The 23,835-nt window shown below is 72.3% G+C and carries 20 protein-coding genes; 5 read left to right on the top strand and 15 right to left on the bottom strand.

Features of this window, described 5'->3' with window-relative positions:
* Position 1: 1 nt before the first annotated feature.
* Genes BLT21_RS10965 through BLT21_RS10935 form a run of 7 tightly spaced genes read right to left on the bottom strand, consistent with a single transcriptional unit; the run spans position 2 to position 8,300 of the window.
* Positions 2-1,021 carry a P1 family peptidase gene (locus BLT21_RS10965; protein ID WP_256336035.1) on the bottom strand — a complete coding sequence of 340 codons (1,020 nt, stop codon included), beginning with the start codon at positions 1,019-1,021 and terminating at the stop codon, positions 2-4.
* Positions 1,018-1,788, bottom strand: a complete 771-nt coding sequence (locus BLT21_RS10960) for an ATP-binding cassette domain-containing protein (RefSeq protein WP_091501892.1) — start codon at positions 1,786-1,788, stop codon at positions 1,018-1,020. Before BLT21_RS10960 ends, BLT21_RS10965 begins: the two co-directional genes overlap by 4 nt.
* Positions 1,785-2,777, bottom strand: coding sequence for an ABC transporter ATP-binding protein (locus tag BLT21_RS10955; protein WP_091501890.1), 993 nt, complete (start codon positions 2,775-2,777; stop codon positions 1,785-1,787). Before BLT21_RS10955 ends, BLT21_RS10960 begins: the two co-directional genes overlap by 4 nt.
* Complete coding sequence (locus BLT21_RS10950) at positions 2,774-3,658, bottom strand: ABC transporter permease (RefSeq protein WP_091501889.1); 885 nt, start codon at positions 3,656-3,658, stop codon at positions 2,774-2,776. Before BLT21_RS10950 ends, BLT21_RS10955 begins: the two co-directional genes overlap by 4 nt.
* Positions 3,655-4,620, bottom strand: a complete 966-nt coding sequence (locus tag BLT21_RS10945) for an ABC transporter permease (protein ID WP_091501887.1) — start codon at positions 4,618-4,620, stop codon at positions 3,655-3,657. The genes BLT21_RS10950 and BLT21_RS10945 overlap by 4 nt, the downstream gene beginning before the upstream one ends.
* Before the next feature lies 1 nt (position 4,621).
* On the bottom strand, positions 4,622-6,232 hold the full coding sequence (locus BLT21_RS10940; protein ID WP_091501885.1) for an ABC transporter substrate-binding protein: 1,611 nt from the start codon (positions 6,230-6,232) through the stop codon (positions 4,622-4,624).
* A gap of 31 nt (positions 6,233-6,263) precedes the next feature.
* Complete coding sequence (locus BLT21_RS10935) at positions 6,264-8,300, bottom strand: primary-amine oxidase (protein ID WP_091501883.1); 2,037 nt, start codon at positions 8,298-8,300, stop codon at positions 6,264-6,266.
* 152 nt (positions 8,301-8,452) lie between these two features.
* Between BLT21_RS10935 and BLT21_RS10930 the strand changes: the two genes are divergently transcribed.
* Both BLT21_RS10930 and BLT21_RS10925 read left to right on the top strand, forming a co-directional pair.
* On the top strand, positions 8,453-9,475 hold the full coding sequence (locus BLT21_RS10930) for a LacI family DNA-binding transcriptional regulator (RefSeq protein WP_091501881.1): 1,023 nt from the start codon (positions 8,453-8,455) through the stop codon (positions 9,473-9,475).
* Positions 9,472-10,638, top strand: coding sequence for a CaiB/BaiF CoA transferase family protein (locus BLT21_RS10925; RefSeq protein ID WP_091501879.1), 1,167 nt, complete (start codon positions 9,472-9,474; stop codon positions 10,636-10,638). The genes BLT21_RS10930 and BLT21_RS10925 overlap by 4 nt, the downstream gene beginning before the upstream one ends.
* Here the strand turns inward: BLT21_RS10925 and BLT21_RS10920 are convergent.
* Positions 10,628-11,959, bottom strand: coding sequence for a PucR family transcriptional regulator (locus BLT21_RS10920; RefSeq protein ID WP_176786881.1), 1,332 nt, complete (start codon positions 11,957-11,959; stop codon positions 10,628-10,630). The two genes, BLT21_RS10925 and BLT21_RS10920, sit on opposite strands and share 11 nt — an antisense overlap.
* 87 nt (positions 11,960-12,046) lie before the next feature.
* Between BLT21_RS10920 and gabT the strand changes: the two genes are divergently transcribed.
* The 3 genes from gabT to BLT21_RS10905 are packed head-to-tail and all read left to right on the top strand — an operon-like array spanning position 12,047 to position 16,031.
* A complete protein-coding gene (gene gabT, locus BLT21_RS10915) occupies positions 12,047-13,402 on the top strand; it encodes a 4-aminobutyrate--2-oxoglutarate transaminase (RefSeq protein WP_091502268.1) in 1,356 nt (451 codons plus the stop codon).
* Positions 13,399-14,583 carry an acyl-CoA dehydrogenase family protein gene (locus tag BLT21_RS10910; RefSeq protein WP_091501875.1) on the top strand — a complete coding sequence of 395 codons (1,185 nt, stop codon included), beginning with the start codon at positions 13,399-13,401 and terminating at the stop codon, positions 14,581-14,583. Before gabT ends, BLT21_RS10910 begins: the two co-directional genes overlap by 4 nt.
* The gene (locus BLT21_RS10905; RefSeq protein WP_091501873.1) at positions 14,580-16,031 is read left to right on the top strand and encodes an aldehyde dehydrogenase family protein; all 1,452 of its coding nucleotides are present in this window, start codon (positions 14,580-14,582) and stop codon (positions 16,029-16,031) included. Before BLT21_RS10910 ends, BLT21_RS10905 begins: the two co-directional genes overlap by 4 nt.
* Before the next feature lie 142 nt (positions 16,032-16,173).
* Here BLT21_RS10905 and BLT21_RS10900 read toward each other — a convergent pair whose 3' ends face one another.
* The 7 genes from BLT21_RS10900 to BLT21_RS10870 all read right to left on the bottom strand — a co-directional run bounded on the left by BLT21_RS10900 (position 16,174) and on the right by BLT21_RS10870 (position 23,638).
* Positions 16,174-16,986 carry an NAD(P)-dependent oxidoreductase gene (locus BLT21_RS10900; RefSeq protein ID WP_256336034.1) on the bottom strand — a complete coding sequence of 271 codons (813 nt, stop codon included), beginning with the start codon at positions 16,984-16,986 and terminating at the stop codon, positions 16,174-16,176.
* Complete coding sequence (locus tag BLT21_RS10895; protein ID WP_091501871.1) at positions 16,986-17,225, bottom strand: hypothetical protein; 240 nt, start codon at positions 17,223-17,225, stop codon at positions 16,986-16,988. The genes BLT21_RS10900 and BLT21_RS10895 overlap by 1 nt, the downstream gene beginning before the upstream one ends.
* An 11-nt stretch (positions 17,226-17,236) precedes the next feature.
* Positions 17,237-18,583, bottom strand: a complete 1,347-nt coding sequence (locus BLT21_RS10890; RefSeq protein ID WP_091501868.1) for a TRAP transporter large permease subunit — start codon at positions 18,581-18,583, stop codon at positions 17,237-17,239.
* 251 nt (positions 18,584-18,834) lie between these two features.
* Entirely contained in the window at positions 18,835-19,599 is a 765-nt protein-coding gene (locus BLT21_RS10885) for an IclR family transcriptional regulator (RefSeq protein ID WP_091501866.1), read from the bottom strand.
* Positions 19,600-19,641: 42 nt separating this feature from the next.
* Entirely contained in the window at positions 19,642-20,226 is a 585-nt protein-coding gene (locus BLT21_RS10880) for an RraA family protein (RefSeq protein ID WP_091501865.1), read from the bottom strand.
* Between the two features lie 101 nt (positions 20,227-20,327).
* Positions 20,328-21,368 carry an Ldh family oxidoreductase gene (locus tag BLT21_RS10875; protein ID WP_176786880.1) on the bottom strand — a complete coding sequence of 347 codons (1,041 nt, stop codon included), beginning with the start codon at positions 21,366-21,368 and terminating at the stop codon, positions 20,328-20,330.
* Positions 21,369-21,829: 461 nt separating this feature from the next.
* Complete coding sequence (locus tag BLT21_RS10870) at positions 21,830-23,638, bottom strand: collagen-like triple helix repeat-containing protein (RefSeq protein WP_143024973.1); 1,809 nt, start codon at positions 23,636-23,638, stop codon at positions 21,830-21,832.
* Positions 23,639-23,835: the final 197 nt, after the last annotated feature.

Raw genomic sequence — 23,835 nt, 5'->3', positions numbered from 1 at the left:
CTCAGCCCGCCGCGCAGAGGATGGCGTCCCACGCGGCCTCACCCGCGAGGGTCGCGACGGCGGTGGGGTTGAGCGACAGGCGTCCGTGCGCCGTGGCCGGGTCGACGGGCAGCTCAATCTCGTCGGTCGTCAGCGCGAACAGGGTGTCGCCGTCCATCGAGGTGTGGAACGGCTGGATGCCGCGATGCATCGAGCTGTGCACCTGCAGGGCGAACTGCTGCAGGTCGGTGTCGCTGAGGCGGACGTTCGTCACGACCGCGGTGATGGTCGTGTTGCCCGACACCGGGGTCGTGAGCCGCGCGTCGGCGATCGCGGCCTCGTAATCCTCGGCCGGATGCCGCCGTGCGCCGCTGATCTCGTCGTAGTTGCCGCGGATGATGCGCCCCGACCGATCGAGGATGACGCCGTACGGGTTCAGCACCGTCACCACGAGCACCTTCACGTCGCCGACCTGCCGGAACGCGGCACCCTGCCCGGTGAACTCCACGCGGGCGGGGTCGACCTTGCCCGCCGAGGCGGACGCGCCCCCGCCGACGCGGCCCACCTCGACGACGCCGTCACGCGCCGCGTCGTACGCCGCCCGCCCGAGGGCCGCATCCGGGAACACCCCGTTGTCGCGGACCGAGTAGTCGTAGATGATCGCGCCCGAGACGAGCTGCAGCTCGTCGAAGCCCGCCCGGTGCTCGACCGTGTCGAACAGCGCCTCCGAGACGCCGGCGACGGCCGACAGGCCGTACACGGATCCGCCGGCGAGGCAGATCGCGTGGTTGAAGCTGTAGAGGCCGCTCGCCCCCACCGCCCCGCCGCGCCGGTCGGCATAGGTGCGCGCCCCCCGGGGGATCGACAGCACGGTGGCACCGGTGGGTCCCTCCGCGTACTCCGCGGTGCCGACGCGCACGCCCGGGAAGTCGTAGGCGATCTGCCCGCGATCGGTGCCGTGCGCGGGGAGCAGGGCGAAGTCGCCGTTGGAGAGCCGGGGCCCCTGCGTGCGGACGGGGGCGAGACGGGGTGAAGGGGTCACGATGAGAGCTCCTGGAACAGTTGACGCGAGTAGGGGTGGGCGGGCGATTCGTAGAAGACGTCGGTCGGGGCGAGCTCCACGATCTCGCCCCGGCGCATGACGGCGACCCGATGGGAGATGTACCGCACGGCGGCGAGGTCGTGCGAGATGAACAGCGCCGCGAAGGCGTGCTCGCGCTGCAGGTCCTGGATGAGGTTGAGGATCTGCGCCTGCACCGAGACGTCGAGCGCGCTGACGGCCTCGTCGAAAACGACGAACGCCGGGTGGGTCACGAGCGCCCGGGCGACGCTCACCCGCTGCAGCTGCCCACCGGAGAGCTGGTGCGGGCGTCGCTGCTCGAACGACACCGGAAGACCGACGGAATCGAGCATCGCCCGCGCCCGCGCCTCCGCGGCGGCGCTGCGGCGCTCGTGCACGAGCAGCGGCTCGAGCACGGCGTCGAGCACGCTCGATCGCGGGTCGATCGCCCACCGCGGGTGCTGCAGCACGGCCTGAATGCGGCCGGCTCGCGACCGCAGACTCCGGGCGAGCGGGGCGCCCTCGAACCGGACGACGCCGCTGTCGGGTCGTTGCAGCCCGAGCACGACGGCGCCGGTCGTCGATTTCCCCGATCCGGATTCGCCCACGAGTCCGAGCGTCTCGCCGGGCGCGACGTCGAACGAGATGCCCGTCATCGCCTGCACGGAACGCCGAGCGGGGCCGAAGCCCGACGTGAAGCGCACCGACACGTCGTCGAGTTCGACGACGGGTCGCCGGTCGTCGGTCATGCCGTCACCCCCTGGTCCCTGCCTCGTCGATCGCTGTCATGACGCAACAGCTCGTCGGTGCGGATGCACAGACTCGCGCGCACGGTGGTCGGCTGCGGCCGGGTCGTCGCGCACGCCGCGACGCTGACGGGACACCGCGCGCTGAAGGCGCATCCGGCCGACTCGCCGTGCAGCACCGGCGGAGAGCCGGGGATGCTGGCGAGCCGATCGCCTCGCCGCACGCGTGACGGGTCGGTCGCGGCCAGCGCTCGCGAGTACGGGTGCACGGGTGCGCCGAGCACGTCGGCGGCGCGCCCGCGCTCGACCACCCGGCCGGCATACATGACGGCGACCTCGTCGCACCATCGTGCGACGGCGGGCAGATCGTGGCTGAGCCACAGGATCGTCGTTCCCAGCGAGCGCGCCTGCTCGAACATGAGCCGCACGACCTCCTCGCGCACCTGCGAATCGAGGGCCGCGGTCGGCTCGTCGGCGATGAGCAGACGGGGCCGCCGGCACATCGCGAGCGCGATCGCGACGCGCTGCGCCATCCCGCCCGAGACCTGGTGGGGGTACAGCTTCAGCACGCGGTCGGGGTTCTCGATCTGCATGGCCTCGAGTAGCTCGCGCCGGCGCGGGGTCGACGCGTTCTGGCCCGTCGAGCGCAGCACGAGCTGCAGCTGACGTCCGATGCGCATCGTGGGGTCGAGCGATCCGATCGGGTCCTGTGCGATGTAGGCGAGCTGGTCGCGTCGGTACCGGCGCAGCGCGCTGGTACCGAGCGCCAGCACGTCGATGCCGGCGACGCGGATGTCACCGCGCACCACGGTGGCCGACTTCGGCTGCATCCGCCCGAGGACGGACGCCAGGGTGGACTTGCCCGACCCCGACTCGCCGACGAGCGCGAGCGACGAGCCGACGCCGATCTCGAGGTCGACGCCGTCGAGGGCGCGCACGGTGGTCGCGCCGACGAAGTCGAGGGCGAGGTCGCGGATGGTGACGGCGCTCATGTCAGCGACCTCGTCTCTCGGGGTTCGAGTCGGTCTCGCAGGCTGTCGCCCACGATGTTGATGCAGAGGATCGACACGACCAGCACCGCACCCGGGACGATGAGCAGGTGCGGGGCGAGGGTCATGTAGAGCGTGCCCTGCTGGATGAGCAGGCCGAGCGACGCCTCGGGCACCTGCACGCCGAAGCCGAGGAAGCTCAGCCCTCCCTCGACGAGGATGGCGACGGACAGGGCGTAGCTCGCCTGCACGATCACGGTGCCGGCAATGTTCGGGAGCAGTCGCCGCGCGAAGATGACCGGGGTGCGGACGCCGCTGATGCGCGCCGAGACGATGAAGTCGCGTTCGGCGACCGAGCGCGTCGCCAGGCGCACGACGCGGGTCATCAGCGGGATGGTGATCGCCACGATGCTGATGATGGCCGCGGGCCGGCCGGGCCCGATCAGCGCCGAGACGAGGATCGCGAGCACGAGGGCAGGGAACGCGTAGAGGATGTCGACGACACGCATGACGATCTCGTTCGCGGCCCCGCCGAAGTAGCCTGCGGCCATGCCGAGGAGCACGCTGACCGCGGCCGAGCAGAGGACCGCGACGATCGAGACGACGAGCGTCGTGCCGATCCCTTCGAACAGCCGGGGCAGGAACGACCGCCCCAGGTTGTCGGTGCCGAGGGGCGCGTCGAGCGCGGGCGGCTGGAACCGTCCGCCGATGGTGGCGCTGGTCGATCCGGCGATGCCCGTGAGGGTCGCGACGATCGTGACGACGACGATCGCCGCGAGGACGATCATGGCGGTGCGGGTGAGCACGTCGACCTCGCGCCAGGCGATGCGGGTGCGGCGCCGGGCCCCGGAGAGGCGCTGGGTGGTGGTCGGGGTGACGGTCATCGCCGGCTCCCCCCGGTGAGGCGCAGCCGCGGGTCGAGCGCGTTCGAGACGAGGTCGACGACGAGGGCCGCAAGGATGAACACGGTCGCGGCGAGCAGCACCGCGGCCTGGATGATGGCGTAGTCGCGGCGCCCGAGCGCGGTCTGCAGGTACGAGCCCATGCCCGGCACGTTGAACACGAACTCGACGATCACGGTGCCACCGAGCAGCACGGCGACGAGAGCTCCGACGATCGTCAGGATGGGTGCCGCGGCGTTGCGCACGACGTGGTGACGGATGATGGACATGGGCGTCTCCCCCCGGGCGACGGCCGCCTGGATGTGCGGCTCGACGAGGACGTTGAGGACGGCGTCGCGTGTGTTGCGGGCGACCACGGCGACGCATCCGACCGCCAGGACCGCGACGGGCAGTACGAGCGAGCCGAAGAAGCGGGCGGGATCGTCTGCGAAGGCGGCGTACTGGCCGACCGAGACGCCGAGCCCGAGCGTCGAGACGGCGAATACGAGCAGACCGGCGAGCAGGAACTCGGGGATGCTGATGCCGAGGGCGCTCAGCAGCTTGCCGGCCGCCCCCGCCGATCCGTCCGCCCGGAGGGCCGCGACGAAGCCGAGCGGGATGCCGACGAGCAGCGTGATGACGACGGTGATGGCCGCGATCGTCGCGGTCACGGGCAGCCGGGCGGCGAACTCCTCCGTCACCGACACGTTCGAGACGAAGGAGTAGCCGAGGTCGCCGGTGAGCACGCCCCCGACCCAGCGGAAGTACTGCTCGACGACGGGCGCGTCGAGACCGGACTCGCCCACGGCCTGGGCCCGCTGCGCCTCGGTGGCGAGCGGACCCAGGACGAGGTCGGTGTAGTCGCCGGGCATCAGTCGCACCGAGGCGAAGATGAGCACCGAGACTCCGGCGAGCGTGAGGAGGGCGGCCAGCACGCGCCGGATCGACCACAGGATGACGGTCATGTCAGCCGGCGCGGAATTCGGTGATGCGTCGGAGGAAGTCGCCGTAGCCCTCGTCGGCGCTCAGCGTGGGGCTGAGCGACGCGGTGTTCCACCCGATCGTCGACGGCCGGAGCACGAGCGGGACCATCTCGCTCTGCTCATCGGCCAGCGAGCACAGGTCGGCGAAGGTCGCCGCCCGGTCGCTGCCGGGCTCGGTCGACGCGCCCGCGGCGATCAGCTCGCCGAGCTCGGGCGACCCCGACATGAAGACCGCCGAGAAGCCGGCGAGCTGCGGGTTCCACCAGGTCGTGACCATCGCGGGGTCGGCATAGCCGGCGAACCAGCTGAGCGCGAGGTCGAAGTCGGACGAGGCTCCGTACACGCGGCCCGAGTAGGTCGCGTAGTCGAGCTGCTCGATCGACACGTCGACGCCGATCTCGGCCAGGTTCTGCTGGATGACCTGCGCGATCTGCGCCAGGACCGGCTCGTCGGTGTAGACGAGCAGGTTCAGCTCGAGCCCGCCGACGGCGTCGACGGCCGCCTTCGCCGCCGCGAGGTCGCGGGCCGCTGACGGCAGCGAGGTCGGATCGCACGAGTCCGGCAGTCCCACCGGGGTGACCCCGGTGGCCGACGTGGCCCCGCCGAACACGAGCTCGTTGATCGCGTCGCGGTTGATCGCCGAGTTGATGGCGAAGCGCACGTCCTCGTCGGCGAGCGCGGGGTCGCCTCCGAGCGAGTTGATCATCAGGTAGTGGAGGTCGGTGTTGCGCTGGGTCGCGACGCGGGCATCCGCGGTCCCGGAGAGCAGCGAGGCCGAGTCGGTGGAGTTCAGGATCGCGAGGTCAGCCGATCCGTCGCGCAACGCCGCGGCACGCGTCGCCTCGTCGCCGACGATGTCGATCGTCAGCGTCGAGAAGCCGAGGTCGGCGGCGTCCGGGTGGTTCTCGTTCGGCGCGAAGGTCCACTGCTCGTCCTGGCGGTGCGCCGTCGCGACGAGCGGTCCGGTACCCAGCATCTCCTGGGTGATGTCGACCTCCCCCGCCTCCATCTCGGCGATCGGCAGCACGGCGGCCGGGGTGTTCGCGAGCGCCGCGAGGAAGGCGGTGTACGGCTCGGAGAGCGTGACGGTGACCTCGAGGTCGCCCGTCGCCTCGATCGATGCGACGGGGCCGAGCTGCCCGGTCCATGTCACCGGGTTGTCGATCAGGCGCTGGAGGCTGCCGACGACATCCGCCGCCGTCATGGGGCGGCCGTTCGAGAACACGGCGTCGTCGGCCAGGGTGAAGACGTACTCGGTGTCGCTCGGAGTCTCCCACGATGTCGCGAGACCGGGGGCGACGGCGAGGTCCTCGTCGATCGTGGTGAGGGTCTCGTAGACGAGCCCCTCGAGCATCCACGACCGTGCGGTCGCGGCGCCCTGCGGGTCGAGGCCGCTGGCCTCGGCGGTGTCGTAGTCGACCTGGACGACGAGCTCGCCGCCCGCGGGGGCGTCGGCGTCGGCGACGGCGATGAAGCCGGGCGCGACTTCGTCGGATGTCGCGGCCGGATCCGGGGCGGATGCGGCGCTGCATCCGGTGAGGGTGAGGAGGGCGATCGTGCTGATCACCACTCCCGTTCGGGTGCGTGTTCTCATGGCGGTTCCTCTCGAGGTGCCGGCCCGCGGGTCAGTGTGCGTGGCTCGACGGCGAAACGGGGAGGTGGTGCGAGTGGGGCGTGTGGTGCGGGTCCCCTCCGTGACCGGGCGCCTCGTGGGCGCACGAGCAGGAGGATGCGGACGCCGGGACGTCCAGGGTCGGGTTCCGGTCGAAGAAGTCGTGGGGCGTGAGGACGAAGCCGCAGGTGTCGACCGGCATGATGGGCCAGTCCTCGAGTCGCGGGAAGTGGGTCAGGCCGAAGGTGTGCCAGAGCACGAGATCGGCCGGCTCGAGCGGGGCGTCGTCGCCGATGAACGCGGGGAGGCCCTGTTCGCCGACGCTCTGGTTGACGACGGCGCCTGCGGGGTAGCGCTCCTCGGGGTCGTATTCGGTGACCCAGAGGTCGGCGGTCGCGAAGCGGGCGCGCGACGCGATGACCGACTCGGGGTGGGCCTGGAGCACGGGCGTCCCCTCGGGGGTCAGCACGTACGAGACCGGACGATCGAAACGGTTGGTCGCGGTCGCGCTGCTCACCCGCCACGTGCGACCGACCGAGGCGTTGGCGCGGCGCACGGCGCCGGACTCGCTGGTCAGGCGCGTCGCGGTGAAGCCGATCGCGGTGCCATGCGGGTTGCCGTCGTCGATCGGCACGGTCGTCACGTCGATCTCGTCGATCACGGCGGGGCCCTCGTCGACGGCCATGTCGAGCCGCGCGCAGAAGAGGTGCTGGTGGTACGGCGCGGCCAGTCCGGGCGCGAGCTCGCTCGCGAAGCGACCGGTGCGCTCGTCGTACGCGGCGGTGAACACCAGGCCGGTCGCCTTCGCCTCGAACTCGATCTTGCCGTCGAGGTAGAGGTACCAGTAGAAGCCGTAGTCGTAGTTGCCCACCGTGACGAAGAACGACACCACGAGGCGGCGCTGACGGCGCACGTCGCTCGTCCCGGTGAACTGCTCGGTGTGCTTCCAGAGCACGCCGGCGTCCTCCTCGTGGATGCAGATCGCGTTGGGCAGCACCTTCACGCCGCCGCGCGCGTCGGCGATCGGCACGTCGAGGTAGGTGATGTCGCCCACGCAGTCGCAGCCGAGCTCGAGGCTGTTGACGAGCCGGCCCAGCAGGTATTCGCCGGTGTCGAAGTAGTTCTGCCAGAAACGCACGGGGCCCGGATCGCCGTACGGCACGAGCATCTCGGCGATCGAGGCGCGGTGGACGATGGGCCGGACGCGACCGGCATCCTCGAACCCGATCCCGTGCAGGACGAGCCCCTCGCGCATGTCGTAGCCGATGCGCAGCGACCATTTCTCCCACCTCAGCACGTCGCCGTCGAACGAGAAGCTCGGCCCCTCGGGCTGCTGGATCACGATCGGCTTCTGCGTCGTGCGCTCGGGGCCGAAGGTTCCGGGCACGTGATAGTCGGCCGTCTCCTGCGGGATGGGCATGACTCCGGTGTCGACGACCTGCGCGACGCTCCGCGAGCCGAGGTCGACGTAGGCGACGAGCCCGTCGATCGGGTGCGCCCACGGCATCGTCTGCGGGGTCGGCTGGTGGTGCGCGAGCACTCGGGCGAGCCGGCGGCCCGCCTCTCCCTCGATCGGGTAGCGCCCGGCCGACAGTCCGGCGAGCGCGACGGTCGCCGGGTCGGTGATGCCCCGCAGGCGCAGCGCCGCGAGCCAGTCCTCGTCGACGGCCAGCAGGTCGCGGATGAGCGCATGCTCCTCCTGCAGCAGCGGCACCTGGCCGCTGACGTCGTGCTCGATCGGCACGTCCAGCGCCAGCTCGCCGGCGGCGAGATCGACGGAGATGTCACGGGCGAGCCCGGTGCCCACGTCGAGCAGCTGCACCCGGGCGCGGCGCGGCACGTCGGCTCCGGCAGCGACCTCGCGGCGGTCGGGCTCGTCAAGTCCGATGTAGGCGATGCGGTGGTCGTCGTCGAGCGCACCGCGGGTCCGAAGGATCTCGGCGGCGCGCAACAGCTCGGCCTCCGACAGCGTGGCGTAGGGCGCGCCCGACTCGTCGCCGAGGCGCCGCGAGCGCTGGGTGTGCGTGCTGGGGGTGCAGGAGCAGTTCATCGCATCTCCGATTCGGGGCACTGTCTTGTTTGGGCACTGTCGGGTTCGGTGCCGGAACGTTCCGGCAAAAGTATGCGAGAGCCCCGTTACGGCGCAAGACCCGAATTGTTGCGAGCGCGTTACGGTCCGATCGGTGTGGTTAGACTCGCCGCATGCACGGGTCCGGCAGAGCACGCCTCATCGATGTCGCCCGTCGCGCGGGCGTGGCGAAGACCACGGCATCCGATGCGCTCAGCGGCAGCGGCCGGGTTTCGCCCGCCACCCGCGAGGCCGTCCTGGCCGCCGCGGCGGAGCTCGGCTACACCGTCAACGCGGCCGCACGCCACCTGCGCACGGGGTCGGTCGGGACGATCGGCATCGTGCTGCCCGAGGTGGTCTCGCGCTCGTCGTACTACATGGCGTTCACCTTCGGCATCGTGACGCACGCCGCCGCGCACGACGTCGACGTCACGATCGTCAGCCCCTCGGTGTCGTCCGGACGGTCACGTCCGCTCCGGGCCGACGGGCTGGTCATCGGCGACCCGCTCGCCGGCGACCCCGCCCTGCCGGCGCTGTTCGCCTCGGGCATCCCGATCGTGACGCAGGAGCACCTGCCGTCCGACGTCGACGGCGAGCCGGTCGGCGTCGTGTGGTCGTCGCACGAGTCGGGGATGCTGCGTCTGTTCGACGAGATCGACCGCACCGGCGCCCGCCATCCGGCCCTCATCGTCGCACCGGACTCGTCGGACTGGGGCCGCCAGCTCGTCTCGGGCTACCGGCGTGCGTGTCACGACCGCGGTCTCGACCCCGTCATCGCGCCCGTGACGTTCGAGGCGCCGTGGGTCGAGGTGCGCAACCGCACCGAGCAGCTGCTCGCCGAACGGCCCGAGACCGACGTCATCGTCTGCGGCCCCGACTCGAGCGCGATCGAGGTGACCGCGACGCTCGAGCGCCTGGGGCGCGTCATCGGCGACGACATCACGGTCGTCTCGTGCGTCGACCACCCCTCGCTGCCCTATCTGCGCCCGTCCATCACCTCGATCGATCTCCGGGCGCGCGAGTCGGGCGTGGCCTGCGCCACCCTGCTGCTCGACGTCCTCGAGGGACGCAGTCCCCGCGGCACCGACGTCGAGTTCCCCATCGCGGTCGTCGCCCGCGACTCGACCGCCCACGCCCTCGAACGGATGCGGGCATGAGCGCTCCGCTCGCCGGCGTCGTCGTCGCCGATTTCTCGCGCGTGCTGGCCGGTCCGCTCGCCACGATGATGCTCGCCGACCTCGGTGCACGGGTCATCAAGATCGAACGCCCCGGAGCAGGTGACGACACCCGGGCGTGGGGACCGCCGTATGCGGCGTCCGGCATGACGACGTACTTCGAAGCGGCCAACCGCGGCAAGTCCTCGATCGCGCTCGACCTGACCGACCCGGCCGACCGCGAGCGGGCCGAGGCGATCATCGCGCGCAGCGACGTCGTCATCGAGAACTTCCGTCCCGGGCAGTTCGCGCGGCTCGGCTTCGACTGGGAGACGCTCGCTCAGCGACATCCCGGCCTCATCTACGCGTCGGTCAGCGGCTTCGGCAGCGCCGGCGGCGCCGACCTGCCGGGCTACGACTTCGTCGCGCAGGCCGTCGGCGGGCTCATGCACATCACCGGCGACCGCGACGGCGAGGCGATGAAGGCCGGCGTCGCCCTCGTCGACGTGCTCACCGGTAAGGACGCCGTCATCGCGATCCTCGCCGCGCTGCGACGTCGCGAGCTCACGGGGCGCGGGTCGCGCGTCGAGGTCAACCTGCTGTCGAGCCTGCAGGCGGGACTCGTGAACCAGATGTCCGCACATCTCGGGGCGGCGACCGAGCCGGGCCGCCTGGGCAACCGGCATCCCTCCATCGCCCCCTACGAGGTGCTGCGCTGCAGCGACGGCCCGCTCGCTGTCGCGTGCGGCAACGATGTCCAGTTCGCCCGAATGGCCACCGTGCTCGGGGTTCCCGACCTCGCCGCCGACGCGCGGTTCGCGACGAACACCCTGCGCGTGAGCAACCGCGACGAGCTCGCCGCCTCTCTCGAGGCCGCCCTCGCCGCCGAGCCCGCGGAGACATGGGCGGAACGACTCAACGCCGTCGGCGTCGCCGCGGGTGTCGTCGCGACGATCGGCGAGGGCATCGCGCTGGCCGATCGTCTCGGACTCGATCCGGTCTACGACGCCGTCGGCGCCGACGGCCGGACCTCGCGCCAGGTGCGGTCTCCCATCACGTGGGCCCCGCCCGTCGAGAGCGCGCGCACCGCGCCACCTCGGCTCGGCGAGCACACCGACGAGGTGCTGCGCTGGCTCGCGGCGCCGACCGGCGACGTCAGCGGCTGACGCGCAGCGCGAGCCACAGCTCGGCAGCCACGTCCGGGTCCGTCAGCGGCACACCCATGACCCGCTCCGCGGCGGCGATGCGCTGACGCACGGTGTTGCGGTGGACGCCGAGCATCCGGGCCGTCTGCTCCATCCGTTGGCTCGACGAGAGGTGCGCCCGCACCGCGTCGCGCAGTCCGGGCGACCCGTCGAGCGCGTCGAGCCAGAGCTCGACGCGGCGCGGACGCTCGGTCACCGCGCCCGTGCCGTCCGCCGACCGCCACAGCGCGATCGCCCGGGATGCTGCGGCCGGGGCCTCGTCGAGCGGCACCGGGGCGCTGACCGCGCCGGCCTCGGAGACGTCGTCGACATCGAGCAGGGCCAGCCGCATCCCGTCCTCGACCGCCGACAGCGGATGGGGCTCGCCGTCGACGCCCGTGACCGCCACCCGCACCATGCGGGGCAGAGCGACCCCGCCCGCGCGCGCGAGCGAGCGGGCCGCCGCGGTCTCGCCGTCGAGCGCGAGGCGCGCGACCCACTCCACCGGCGACGCCGCGCCCGCGGGAGCCGTGACCATCCGAAGCAGCGCCACCGCCGTGAGCGCGAGCTGACGGTCGGCACGGGAGAGCGGTCGCCCCGAGCCGATCACGAGGGCGCCGCCCATGCGTCCGCCCGTCATCACCGGGAAGGCGACGGCGACCGAGCCGTGCGACGCGAAGGATGCCGCGGCGGCGCCCGAGCGTCGTAGCGAGGCCTCGACGTCGGCAATGACGGCGGGCAGCATCCCGGCGAGCGCCGGCGGATGCAGCAGCGCCGCGCCGTCGTGTCGCGACGCCGGCACCCAGGCCGCCCAGCCGCCGACGGCCTCCGCGATCGCCCGCGCGATGGCGGGGCGGGGCTCGTCGCCCGTCGCGGCCTCCGCCAGTCGGGTGTGGGCCGACGCGGCGCGCAGCCCCGCGTCGCGCTCGAGACGACGCTCGAGGGTCATGAGGGCGCGCGAGACAGCAAGGAACGGGACACCGTCGGGTACGACGAACAGCGCGACACCGGCGTCCGCGCAGCGCGCGGCGAATCCGGGCGGCGGGGCGTCCCATCCCTCGCCGAGGCCCAGCCCGAGGGCTCCGACATCGTGCGCCGCGAGCGAGGCGACGTACGCGGCGTCGCCGTCGTGCCCCGTGAGGGGGATGCCCGTGGTCAGCAGCAGCTCCCCGCCCGCGAGGTAGCGGCCGGGCGCCGCGAGCTCGGAGACGTGCACACCGCTGATGATCCGGGCGGGCGGGAACGGGGTCACCGGGGCGAGCGCGCCGTCGGCAGCATCGACGAGGGCGGCGAGAGACGGCACGCGTTCATTGTGCAGCATGCACACGGAAGGGGACGATCCGTGCGAATCGCCCAGAACGGGACGGTGGCCAGCACCTACAGTCGCCTCATGACCGTCCCCCACCTCGTGACCGAGATCCCCGGCCCGCGCTCGCGACGCCTCCACGACGAACGCAGCCAGGCCGTCTCGGCGGGCTTCGGCGTGACGCTGCCCGTCTTCATCGCGGATGCGACGGAGTCGACCCTCATCGACGTCGACGGCAACGAGCTCATCGATCTCGCGTCCGGGATCGCCGTGACCAGCGTGGGCGCATCCAACCCGCGCGTCCGTGAGCGCGTGGCGGCGCAGGTCGAACGATTCACCCACACCTGCTTCATGGTGACGGAGTACGAGGGCTACGTCCGGGTGGCCCAGTGGCTCAACGACCACGCGCCCGGCACGCACGAGAAGCGAACCGGTCTGTTCACGACGGGCGCCGAAGCCGTCGAGAACGCCGTCAAGATCGCTCGCGCCCACACCGGACGGGCGGGCGTCCTGGTCGTCGACGAGGCGTACCACGGCCGGTCGCTGCTGACGATGGCGATGACCGCCAAGGAGCACCCGTACAAGACCTCGTTCGGCCCGTTCCCCGCCGACGTCGTGCGCGTCCCGAACGCCAACCCCCTCCGAGGCCGCCCGGTCGCCGAGGTGCTCGATGAGATCGACCGGACCATCGGCGAGCACGGCGCCGACGCCTTCGCGGCGCTCGTCGTCGAGCCGATCCAGGGCGAGGGCGGCTTCGTCGTCCCCGCCCCCGGCTTCCTGCCCGGGCTGCGCGAGATCGCCAACCGACACGGCATCGTGCTGGTCATCGACGAGATCCAGAGCGGTCTCGGCCGCACCGGACAGCTCTTCGCGAGCGAGCACGAGGGGGTCGTCGCCGACCTCGTCCTCACGGCGAAAGCGCTCGGCGGCGGACTCCCCCTCAGCGCCGTCACGGGGCGCGCCGAGATCATGGACGCCGTGCACCCGGGCGGTCTCGGCGGCACCTACGCCGGCAACCCGCTCGCCTGCGAGGCCGCCCTCGCCGTGTTCGAGGTGCTCGAAGACCCCAACCTGCTCCCCCGCGTGGCGCGCATCGAGGGTGCGATCCGCGGCCGGCTCGAACCGCTCCTCGCCGAGTTCGACGTCGTCGCCGAGGTCCGCGGGCGGGGCGCGATGATGGCGGTCGAGTTCGCCGACCCCGGCACTCTCGCTCCCCGCGGCGACCTCGCCCAGCGGGTGTCGGCCGCGTGCCACGCCGCCGGGGTGCTGACGCTGACGTGCGGCACCCACGGCAACGTCATCCGACTCCTGCCACCGCTCGTGATCGACGAGGCGGTGCTCGCAGCCGGACTCGACATCCTCGTCGACGCCATCCGCTCCACCGTCGCAGGCGAGCCGGACACCACCATCGCCGACGCCACCGAGGAGGACGCCGCATGAGCGCCACGACGGATCTGCTCGACTTCGACGGCCAGCTGAGCGAGGCCGAGCGCGATGTGCGCGACCGCGTCCGCGCCTTCGTCGACGCCCGAGTGAAGCCCGCGATCGCCGGCTGGTACGACGCCGCACGGTTCCCGGCCGAGCTCATCCCCGAACTCGCCGACCTGGGCGTGCTCGGCATGCACCTGACCGGTTACGGCTGCCCCGGTCGCAGCGCCGTCGAGTACGGTCTCGCTGCGATGGAGCTCGAGGCCGGCGACTCGGGCCTGCGCACCTTCGTCTCGGTGCAGGGGTCGCTCGCGATGAGCGCCATCCACAAGCACGGCAGCGAGGCGCAGAAGCAGAAGTGGCTGCCGCCGATGGCGCGCGGCGAGGTCATCGGCTGCTTCGGGCTGACCGAGCCCGACTCCGGCTCCGACCCCGGCAGCATGACGACGTTCGCACGCCGCGACGGCGACGAATGGGTCATCAACGGCGCCAAGCGCTGGATCGGCCTCGCCTCGATCGCGCACATCGCCGTGATCTGGGCGCAGACCGACGAGGGCGTCCGCGGTTTCGTCGTCCCCACCGACACCCCGGGGTTCACGGCGACGCCCATCGCCCCGAAGATGTCGATGCGCGCATCGATCCAGTGCGACATCGCCCTTGCCGACGTGCGGCTGCCGCTCGACGCGCAGCTGCCCGAGGCCCGCGGACTGCGCGCACCCTTCTCATGCCTCAACGAGGCCCGCTACGGCATCGGCTGGGGCGTCATCGGCGCGGCACGCGACAGCTACGAGACGGCGCTCGACTACGCCGGCCGCCGGATGCAGTTCAACCAGCCGATCGCGTCGTTCCAACTCACCCAGAGCAAGCTCGTCGACATGGCGCTCGAGATCGAGAAGGCGCAGTTGGTCGCCCTGCGGCTGGGCCGGCTCAAGGATGCCGGGCGGCTGCAGCCCCACCAGATCTCCGTCGCGAAGCTCGCCAACACCCGTGCCGCCATCGCGGTGGCGCGCGAGGCGCGCACGATCCTCGGCGGCAACGGTGTCACGGCCGACTACTCGCCGATGCGACACGCCGCGAACCTCGAGTCGGTGCGGACGTACGAGGGCACCGACGAGATCCACACGCTCGTCCTCGGAGCCCACCTCACCGGCATCCCCGCGTTCCGCACCGCCGCACCCCAGGAGGACCGATGAGCACGACCATCGACCTGCGACACCTCATCGACGGCCGCTGGGTGACCGGCGGCGGCGACGAGCTCGTCGACGTCAACCCGAGCCGCCCGTCCGACATCGTCGCGTCCGGGCCGGGAGCGTCGGAGGACGACGTCGCCCGCGCGTTCGCCGCCGCCCGGGCCGCCGCCGAGGGGTGGCGCCGCACGCCGGCCCGGTCGCGCGCGGCCGTGCTGCTGCGCGCGGCGGACATCGTCGCGGCGCGCAGCGAGGAGTGGGGCACCGAGCTCGCCCGCGAGGAGGGGAAGACCCGGGCCGAGGGCATCGCCGAGGTCGCCCACGGGGCCAACATCCTGCGCTACCACGCCCATGACGTCGAGCGGGCGTCGGGCGAGGTCTACGAGTCACCCACCCCGGGCGAGCGCATCCTCGTGGTGCGCCGACCGGTCGGGGTCATCGGCGCGATCACGCCGTTCAACTTCCCCTTCTCCATCCCGGCGTGGAAGCTCGCCCCCGCCCTGGCGTGGGGCAACACGATCGTGTGGAAGCCGGCGACCTTCGTGCCCGTCCTGGCGATGCGCTTCGCCGAGGCGCTGATGGAGGCCGGGCTCCCCGACGGGGTGCTCAACCTCGTCAACGGAACCGCCGCGGTCGGCGAGGCGATCGTCGCGCATCCCGACGTCGACGCCGTGACCTTCACCGGCTCGACCCGGGTCGGACGCCAGATTGCGTCGCGACTCGCCGGCCGCGGCATCCCCTTCCAGGGCGAGCTGGGCGGCAAGAACGCCTCGCTGGTGCTCGATGACGCCGACCTCGACCTCGCCGTCGAGCAGGTCGCGATCGGCGCCTTCCGCGCCGCGGGGCAGAAGTGCACCGCGACCTCGCGCGTCGTCGTGCACGAGGCGGTCGCCGACCGCTTCCTCGCGGCCCTGGCCGAACGGACCCGGGCCGCTGTCGTGGGCGACGCCCTCGGTGACGGCGTCGAGGTCGGCCCCGTGGTCGATGCGGGCGCCCGCGACCGCATCAACGCCGCACTCGATCACGCGAGCCGTTACGCGACCCCCGTCGTCGCGCCGGGGCCGTATCGCGACGGCCCGCTCGCCGAGGGGTTCTTCATCCCCCCGTCGGTCTTCGAGCTGCCGGCGGCCGAGCCCGGCGAGCTGTGGCACGACGAACTGTTCGGCCCCGTCGTCGGCGTCCGGCGGACGCGCTCCGCGGCCGAGGGCTTCGCGCTCGTCAACGACAGCGAGTACGGGCTGTCGACCGCGGTCTTCACGACCGACCTGGGGCGCGCCCTCGCCGCGATCGACGACATCCGGGTCGGGGTCGTGCACGTCAACTCGGCCTCGGCCGGGGCCGACCTGCACGTGCCCTTCGGCGGCACGCGCGGCAGCGCCCTGGGCCCGAAGGAGCAGGGATCCGTCGCCCGCGACTTCTTCACCGAGACCGCGACCGTCTACCTCCGCGGCTGACCCCCGGCCGCACCGTGACAGACCCCGGTCACCGATCCGTAATGCAATGATCCGTAGCCGACACCCCGGGTGGCGCCATCCGCTCTCGGGGTGTCGGCCACGATCCCTTGCATCCACGCCAGCGAACGGATGCCGCCCGGCGTCACTCCTGCTCGGCGGCGAGCCGTTCGTGGGTGTGCTGGGTGGCCGTGGCCATGTCGTGGGCGACGCCGAGCGACTCGAGGTACTCCGCGACGGCCGCCATCTCGTGTGCCCGCCGCACCGCGTGCAGCCGGGTACCGCGCTCGAGGCGTTCGACCACGGCGTGACCGTCACCGGCGAGCTGGCGCGCGATCTGACCGCGGATCCACTGCTCCGAGCCGGCCGCCCGCCCGGCAGCGAGCGCCTCGGTGATGATCGCGCCCAGCCCCTTCATCAGGATGCTGCGCAGGAGCTTCCGCGCCGACGCATCCCCGGCGACGTCGCCTCCGTCCTCGACGGTCGCGCCGAACGAGCGCAGTGTCTCAGTGGCGACGCGACGTCCCGATCCCGACACGATCGCGTCGGTGGCCGCGCCCCGGATGGGCACCGGGCCGAGGATCGCGACGTCCGCGAACGCCGGCCCCGCGGCCTCGATCACCTCGGCAACGCGTGCGAGCACCTCGGGCGACGCCGTGGTGCAGTCGACGTAGGTCGCGTCGGCCCGGAGCTCGGGCGCCGCCTCGGCGGCGATCTGCTCCGACAGCGACGCCGCCGTGAGGGTGAGCACGATGTCGGCCGACGCGACGGCGTCCGCGAGGGTCGCCGCCCGCGCGACTCCGGCCGGCTCGTCCGGAGCGAACGGGTCGTACCCGGTGACGACGTACCCGGCGGCGACGGCGCCCTGTGCGTACAGGCGCCCGGCCTCGCCGAGGCCGATGACGGTGAGGCGCATGGCGTCGCGGTCCGGCGTCGCCGCGGCTTCTGCGGCGGCCATCAGCTCTCCGCCGGCTTCTCGCCGCGGATGTTGAACAGGGCGTAGCCGAGCAGCGAGACGACGACGGCTCCCACGATCGCGGGACCCTTGAAGAGGGTCTCGGCGGTGGTGACGACGTCCGGCAGCACGAACACCACGCCGACGATCTGGGTGAGCACGAGCGCGCAGGCGAGCGCGAGGAACGCCATCATGGCGAGCGCGAAGGCGCCCGTGACGGTCTTGTCGAGCGTTTTCCTCATGGGGATGCCTCTCAGGTGATGGGAACGGGAACGATGCCGACGGCGATGAGCACGCCGAGGACGAAGAACGGCAGCACGTAGTAGATGACGAGCGGGATGAAGGTCTGCTCGGGACGCGCGCCGGTGATGCCGCTCGCGACGAAGATCGCTCCGGATGCCGGGGGCGAGGCGCCCTCGGTCGAGGCGAAGACGAGGATCGCGATGACGGCGAGCAGGGGATCGACCCCCGCGGCGACGAGGGTCACGAGCGAGACCTGGCCGACGGCGCTCAGCGTCGCGGTCGACGACAGCGGGCCGGCGACGAGCACGACGAAGAACCCGACGAGGGTCACGAGCAGCCACACGGGGATGTCGAGGTTTCCGAGCAGGGCGTCGACGTCGGCGGCGAGACCGAGCGACGCGAGCACCTCGCTCGCGGCGATCGCGAAGAACAGCAGCGCGCCGATCGCGTAGTACTTCGACGCGGCGCCGCCGAAGAACTCCCACCAGTCGCGCGGGGTGCGCGGCAGCTGGCGCCAGCCGACCGCGACGCTGATGAGGATGATCAGGACGGGGATCCAGGTGATGAGCGACACCGAGCCCATCGCGTCCGACAGCGGGGATGCGGCGAGAAGGTCGGCGAGCGGCCCGATGGTGATCGATACCGGGATGACCGCGCCGAGGAAGATGAGCATCGAGGTCCAGTTGCGGCGGATCGCCGGCCCGACCGCCGGGCGCTCCTCGCCGGCGACCTTGCGGATGCCGTCGCGGTGCACGAACCAGGCGATGAGCACCATGCGGATGAGGAACTGGTAGACGCCGGCGACGAAGAGCGCCAGGTAGACCGAGCTCGTGGTGACGAGGCTGCCGGCGAACCCGATCATGATCACCATCGACGCGCTCGGCGGCAGGGCGGAGCCGAGCCCGGCATTGCCGGCGATGACCGTGGCGGCCCGCGCCTTGCTCCACCCGGTGCGCGTCATCCACGGCCCGGTGATGACGCCGCTGGTGGCCGCGTTGCCCGTGTTCGAGCCGCCGGCGACGGCGCCCATCGCGCCGGAGGCCACGGTGTCGACGATCGCCGGTCCGCCGCGGAGCCCGCCCAGCAGGCTCGTGAGGATCTCGATCAGGCGGGCGATCGTGCCCGTGCGCTCGACGAGGTAGGTCATGAAGATGAACGCGATCGCCGCGTACATGACCTCGTTCGAGCTCGCGTCGACGATGGCGTCACGGGCGACCTGGGGGGCCTGCAGCCCGGCGAACAGCGCGGTGGCGACGAAGCCGAGGACCATCGCCTCGGCCATGCTGCGCTTCACCACGACGTTCCACACCACGATGATCGTGAGGAAGACGAAGAGGGCGATGACGGCTACGGGCACGGCGGCACCTCGATCGTGGGGGTGGGATCGTCGTCGATCACTCGCAGCTCCTTTGCTCGCGATGGCGGTCGCTTCGGAGCGACCATTTTCGTCAGACACAAGATACTTGCGTCAGGTGAAACGTCATTTCACATGATGCGTCGCCGACTTGTCAAGCCGCGCTCGTCATGGGGAAGTCGCGCACAGCGCATCGTCCCGGCGTCCCTGGCCCGCACGGAAACCCGGGAGCGCCGGCCCGCAAAGATGCTCCGTCAGAGCGAGAGGGCGATCGCGTGCGCTGCGCGGCGCAGCTCGGGCGCCCAGCCGCGGAGCGCATCCGCCGTCGTGCTCTCGTCGGGCCCGAGCACCGACACCGCGGCGACGACGGCGCCCTCGCGGTCGAGCACGGGCACGCTGACGGCCGAGACGCCGACGTCGCGTTCCGAAACCGAGATGTGGAATCCGGCGCCGCGGATGTCATCGACCGACGCGCGCAGCCGCTCGGGCGTCACGAGCTCACCCCCGGCGGTGCGGAACTCGCTCGCGCGCTCGAGGATCCGTTCACGCTCGTCGTCGGGGAGAAAGGCGAGGATCGTCCGGCCCGCGCCCACGAACAGCGGCAGGCGACGGCCGAGGGGAAGCTGATAGCGCAGGGGGTCGCGACCGTCCACGCGCGCCGCGAGGACCCGCGACTCCCCCGACCGCGCGTACAGCGACGCGGTGAGGCCCGTGGTCCGCGCAAGCTCCTGCAGATGCGAGCGCGAGCGCACGACGAGCGGGTCGGACTGCAGGTAGCGGTGTGCCATGCCGAGGCCCGCGACCCCGATGCGGTACTCGCCCCCGTCGTGCTGGACGAACCCGCGCCGTTCCAGCACCCCGACGAGCCTCAGCACGGTCGCGGCGTGCAGCTCTGTCCCCCGGCTCAGGTCGACCAGTCGCAGCGGACCGTCGGAGCGCTCGAGCATCTCGAGGATGTCGAGCGCCCGCTCGACGCTGCGAACGGTCGGCTGGCTCGCGGCATCCGGAGTCTCGGGCATGACCTCATTCTCGCAAGGCCGGCGCGATTCCCGCGGAGCGGCTCAGCCCGCCACGATCGACGCCCGGATGCGGGTCTCGTCGGCGTGCTTCGCCTCAGCCCGATCCAGGATCTCGGCGGCCTCTGCGGCCGGCACGACGACGACGCCGTCCGCGTCGCCGACGACGATGTCACCCGGCGCGACGACGACGCCGCCGATCGCCACGGCGCGGTGATGGCGCCACGGCCCGTTCTTGTACGGGCCCGCGGGAGTGACCGCGCGGGCGAAGGTCGGGAAGCCGAGCTCGCCCAGCTCGTCCGCGTCGCGCACCGCGCCGTCGATGACGATCCCGACGCATCCGCGCACGCGCAGCCGCTCGGCGATGAGCTCGCCGATGAGCGCTCGATTGCGGGCGCCGTGGCCGTTCACCACCAGCACGTCGCCCGGCCCGAGGTCGGCGAGGGACTGGTGGATGCCGAGATTGTCGCCCTCGGCGACCTCGACGGTCACGGCACGTCCGGCCACGCGCGCGCCGCGCCAGACGGGCGCGATCTCGGCGTCGACGACTCCGAGCCGCTCCATGGCGTCACCGATGTTGGCCGTCGGCAGCGCGCCCAGGCGCTCGATCAGGTTCGCGTTCTCGGACATGTTCTCCTCCTTGATGCGCCAGCGGTGCGGCGCTTGCGCGGTCTTCGTGGTTGGGGGTCGTGGTTGTGGTCGTGGGGGCGGGCCGGTGGGTGCGGCTGCGGTCAGCGGGCTGGTGCGTCGAGCCCGAAGCGCGCGGCGAGCGCGCCGAGACGGTCGTGATCGACATCGGTGAGCTGGATGCCGTCGCGCTCGGCGCGCTCCCGCTGCTCGTGCTCGATGAGGCCGGGGTAGAAGACGCGGCCGCCGTCCGCGCCGGCCATACCGGCCACGTCGTCGAGCGACTGTTCCACGAGCCGGTCGAAGAGGTCGGCCCCGCCGAAGGCCTCGGGATCGAGCGCGATCAGGAGGTGCCCGGTACCCGACACGGCGGAGGCGTCGGGCAGCCCGACGACCGACCCCACCGGCCCGGTGCCCGAGAGGCCTCCGGCGAGCAGATCGATCATGAGCGACAGCCCCGAGCCCTTCGGGCCGCCCAGCGGAGCGAGATCGCCCGTGAGTGCGACGGCGGGGTCGGTGGTCGGCTCCCCCGCGGGGCCGGTCGCCCAGCCTGCGGGGATCTCGGTCTCGCCGTTGTCGAACGCCCGCCGGATCTTGCCGCGCGCCACCGTGGTCGACGACATGTCGAGCACCGCGAGCGGTCGGCGCCGCGAGGGCACCCCGATCGCGATGGGATTGGTGCCGAGCAGCCGACGCGTGCCGTTGAAGGGCGGCATCGCCGGGGAGGCGTTGGTCATCGCGATACCGACGAGTCCGCCCTCGGCGGCAGCTCGGACGTAGTGCCCCGCGACACCGAAGTGGTTGGAACGGGTGACCGACACGATGCCGGCGCCGAATGCGCGCGCCCGTTCGATCGCGTCGATCATCGCGCGGCTCGCCGCGAGCTGACCGAAGCTGTTCGCCGCATCCAGCAATGCCGTTGCGCCGTGGTCGCGCACGAGCGACATCTCCGGGTCGATCGCCATGACGCCGGCATCCACGCGCTCGAGGTAGGTCGAGAGCCGAGCGACTCCATGAGAGTGGACGCCGAGCAGATCGGCCCCCACCATGACCCCGGCGACGACGTCGGCGTTCTGCCGCCGCATCCCGGCCGCCGCCAGCACGTCCGTCGCGAAGCGGCGCAGTTCGATGCCGGTCGTTGTCATAGCCGTCTCCTCGTCGAGATGGTGCATGTTTCACTGGGTGCAACACCAGTGCGTTCAATGAAACTATCACGACCTGCCGGGCGCGGCGCGGCCGACCTGACCGCGCAGCGGTGGCCGTGCGTCGTGCGCCGCGATGCAACGGTTCGTTCCGGACACCCCGTGGCTCGTGCGAACCCGGCGCCGTGTCGAGAACGAAGACGTGCATCCGCGGACCTGCCCGGATGCCGCGTCCGGCAGTCGCGAGCGCGGTGGCGACGCTCAGCCCAAGCGAGCCGGGCCGCGATGCCAGCGATGAGGTTCGGCTGGCCCGCCCTTCAGCTCAGGGCTGCCGGACCGCGATGCAAGGGATCAGGCGCGACACCCTGCGCCGTGGGGTCGAGCGGCGGCGTGTCGCCGACGATCACGTGCATCCGCGCACGGCAGCGCCGGCTCCCGCCGCACGGATGCGGCGGGGCGCGGCGTCAGGGACGGCGGGTGCGGGCGCGGCCGGCGGCCAGCGCGATGGCACCGGCCGCGGCGAAGAGAGCGCCGACCAGAGCTGTCGTCGCCAGGGGCTCACCCGCCGCTCCACTGGCCGCGAGTCCGGGCGTGCCGACCCCACCGGTGCCCGCCGGGACGACGGGCGGAGCGGGGTTCCCCGCGCCGGGCTCACCGGGCACCCCCGGCTGACCCGGCACACCCGGCTCCCCCGGCACGCCCGGCTCCGCGACGCGCTCGACCACGAAGGCGACGGCGACGACCTCGTCGGCCGCCCCTACCTCGATTTCCCGCGACGCGTCGCCGACGACCGTGAAGCCCTCGGGCGCCGCGAGCTCGACGGTGTAGGTCCCCAGGGGCAGGTCGGCCACGGAGAAGAGCCCCGCCTCCGAGGTCTCCGCCGCGACCGCGACATCCGTTCCTTCGATGGTGACGACTGCCCCGGCGACGGGGGCCTCGTCCTCGTCGAGCACGGTCCCGGCGATCCCGCCCGTGGGCACCGGCACGACGACCGGCGCGATCACGAAGTCCTGGTCGACGACGGGCTCCTCCGCCCCCTCCTCGACGGTGAACGGAGCGGGCGCGGACACGACCTCGAACCCGTCGGGCGGCATCACGCTCGCCTGGTACGTGCCGGGATCGACGTCGGTGAACTCGAACGTCCCCTCCGCCGTCGTGACCGCGGTGCGGGCGTCGTCGAGCGACACGACCACGTCGGCGACCGGATCACCGGCGGCGTCGACCACGCTGCCCGTGACCGCCACCGACCGGACATCGCGGATGACGAAGTCGGCGATGGCATCCGCTGTGCCGAGGTCGACGGGTGCGGATGCTGCGTCGGTCGTCGTTCCCGGCGGCGGCACGACCGTCACGGTGTACCCGTCGGATGCCTGCACGGCGGGGAACGCATACGCGCCGTCGGATGCGGCATCCGTCGTCGCGATCACGGATCCGGCGGGATCCCGCAGCTCGAGCGATGCCTCGTCGACCGGTCCGCCGGCCGCATCGGTGACCGTGCCCGTGATGCCCCGGCTGAGGGTGGCGAACCAGGTCTGGTAGATCGGCGTCCCCGACCGCACCGAGAACTCGAAGGTCAGCGTCGCCAGCGGAACGGTCGGCTCGAACCATCCGGCGGCACCGGAGGTGTCACGGGCGGCGTCGTTGCCGATCAGGATCTGCGTGTCGGCATCCCACCGCGCGACGTCGCCGGGCAGCACGGCACCGGAGCACGACGGACGACCCGCGAGCCCCTGCTCGCAGTAGTTGAAGCCGCCCTGGAATCCGAGCTCGGATGCGGCGACCGACGAGCCGTCTGCCGCGGTGGCGGTGATCCTCACCTGGTCGGCGTCGATGTCGCCGAGCGCGAAAGCCCACCCGGTGGCGGGTGTCGGCCGGTCGAAGGCGTAGGTCGTGACCGAGGGCGTCGAACCGCGCGCACCGATCGTCAGATACGGCTCGTTCCGGCTCGACCCGTAGCGCGCGCCGATGGGCGTGCCCTCGCTCAGCCACGTGCTCCCGCCCGATGCGCGCTGCATCGTCGACGCCGTACTGGTGATCGTGGCGTTCAGCGCCGGCAGCTCGGCGAGGGCGACGCTGCCCGTACGGGCGCCGGCGGTCCCCTGCGGTTCCGAGGGCTGCCCCCACTGCGACGACTGCGCTGCGGATGCGGGCATGACCCCGGCGCCCAGGACAGCCGTCAGGCTCCATGCCGTCGCGACGACCAGCGCCGCCGCGAAGCGCCACCTGCGTCCGGCCGTCGAGGTCGTACCGGGCGGGGTGGCATCTGCGCGCATGGGGATCATCCTCCGTCTCGAGGCGGGAGCCTGTCCAGAACTTTTCCTGAGCGTATGGCGATGCTTCCGCCCGCCGCCGGCCGCTCGCCGATGCACGAGTTCGCCGACGACACGCCGCCAGGAGGCATCCACAGCCGGGGTGTCGTCACGGATGCCTTGCATCGCGGCCGGCCGCGCGCGCCCGCACCCGCACCGCG

Source organism: Microbacterium sp. cf332 (assembly GCF_900102175.1).
GTDB lineage: Bacteria > Actinomycetota > Actinomycetes > Actinomycetales > Microbacteriaceae > Microbacterium.
Note: the sequence above shows the minus strand (reverse complement) of the source record. Positions and strands in the feature narration are given on the sequence as shown.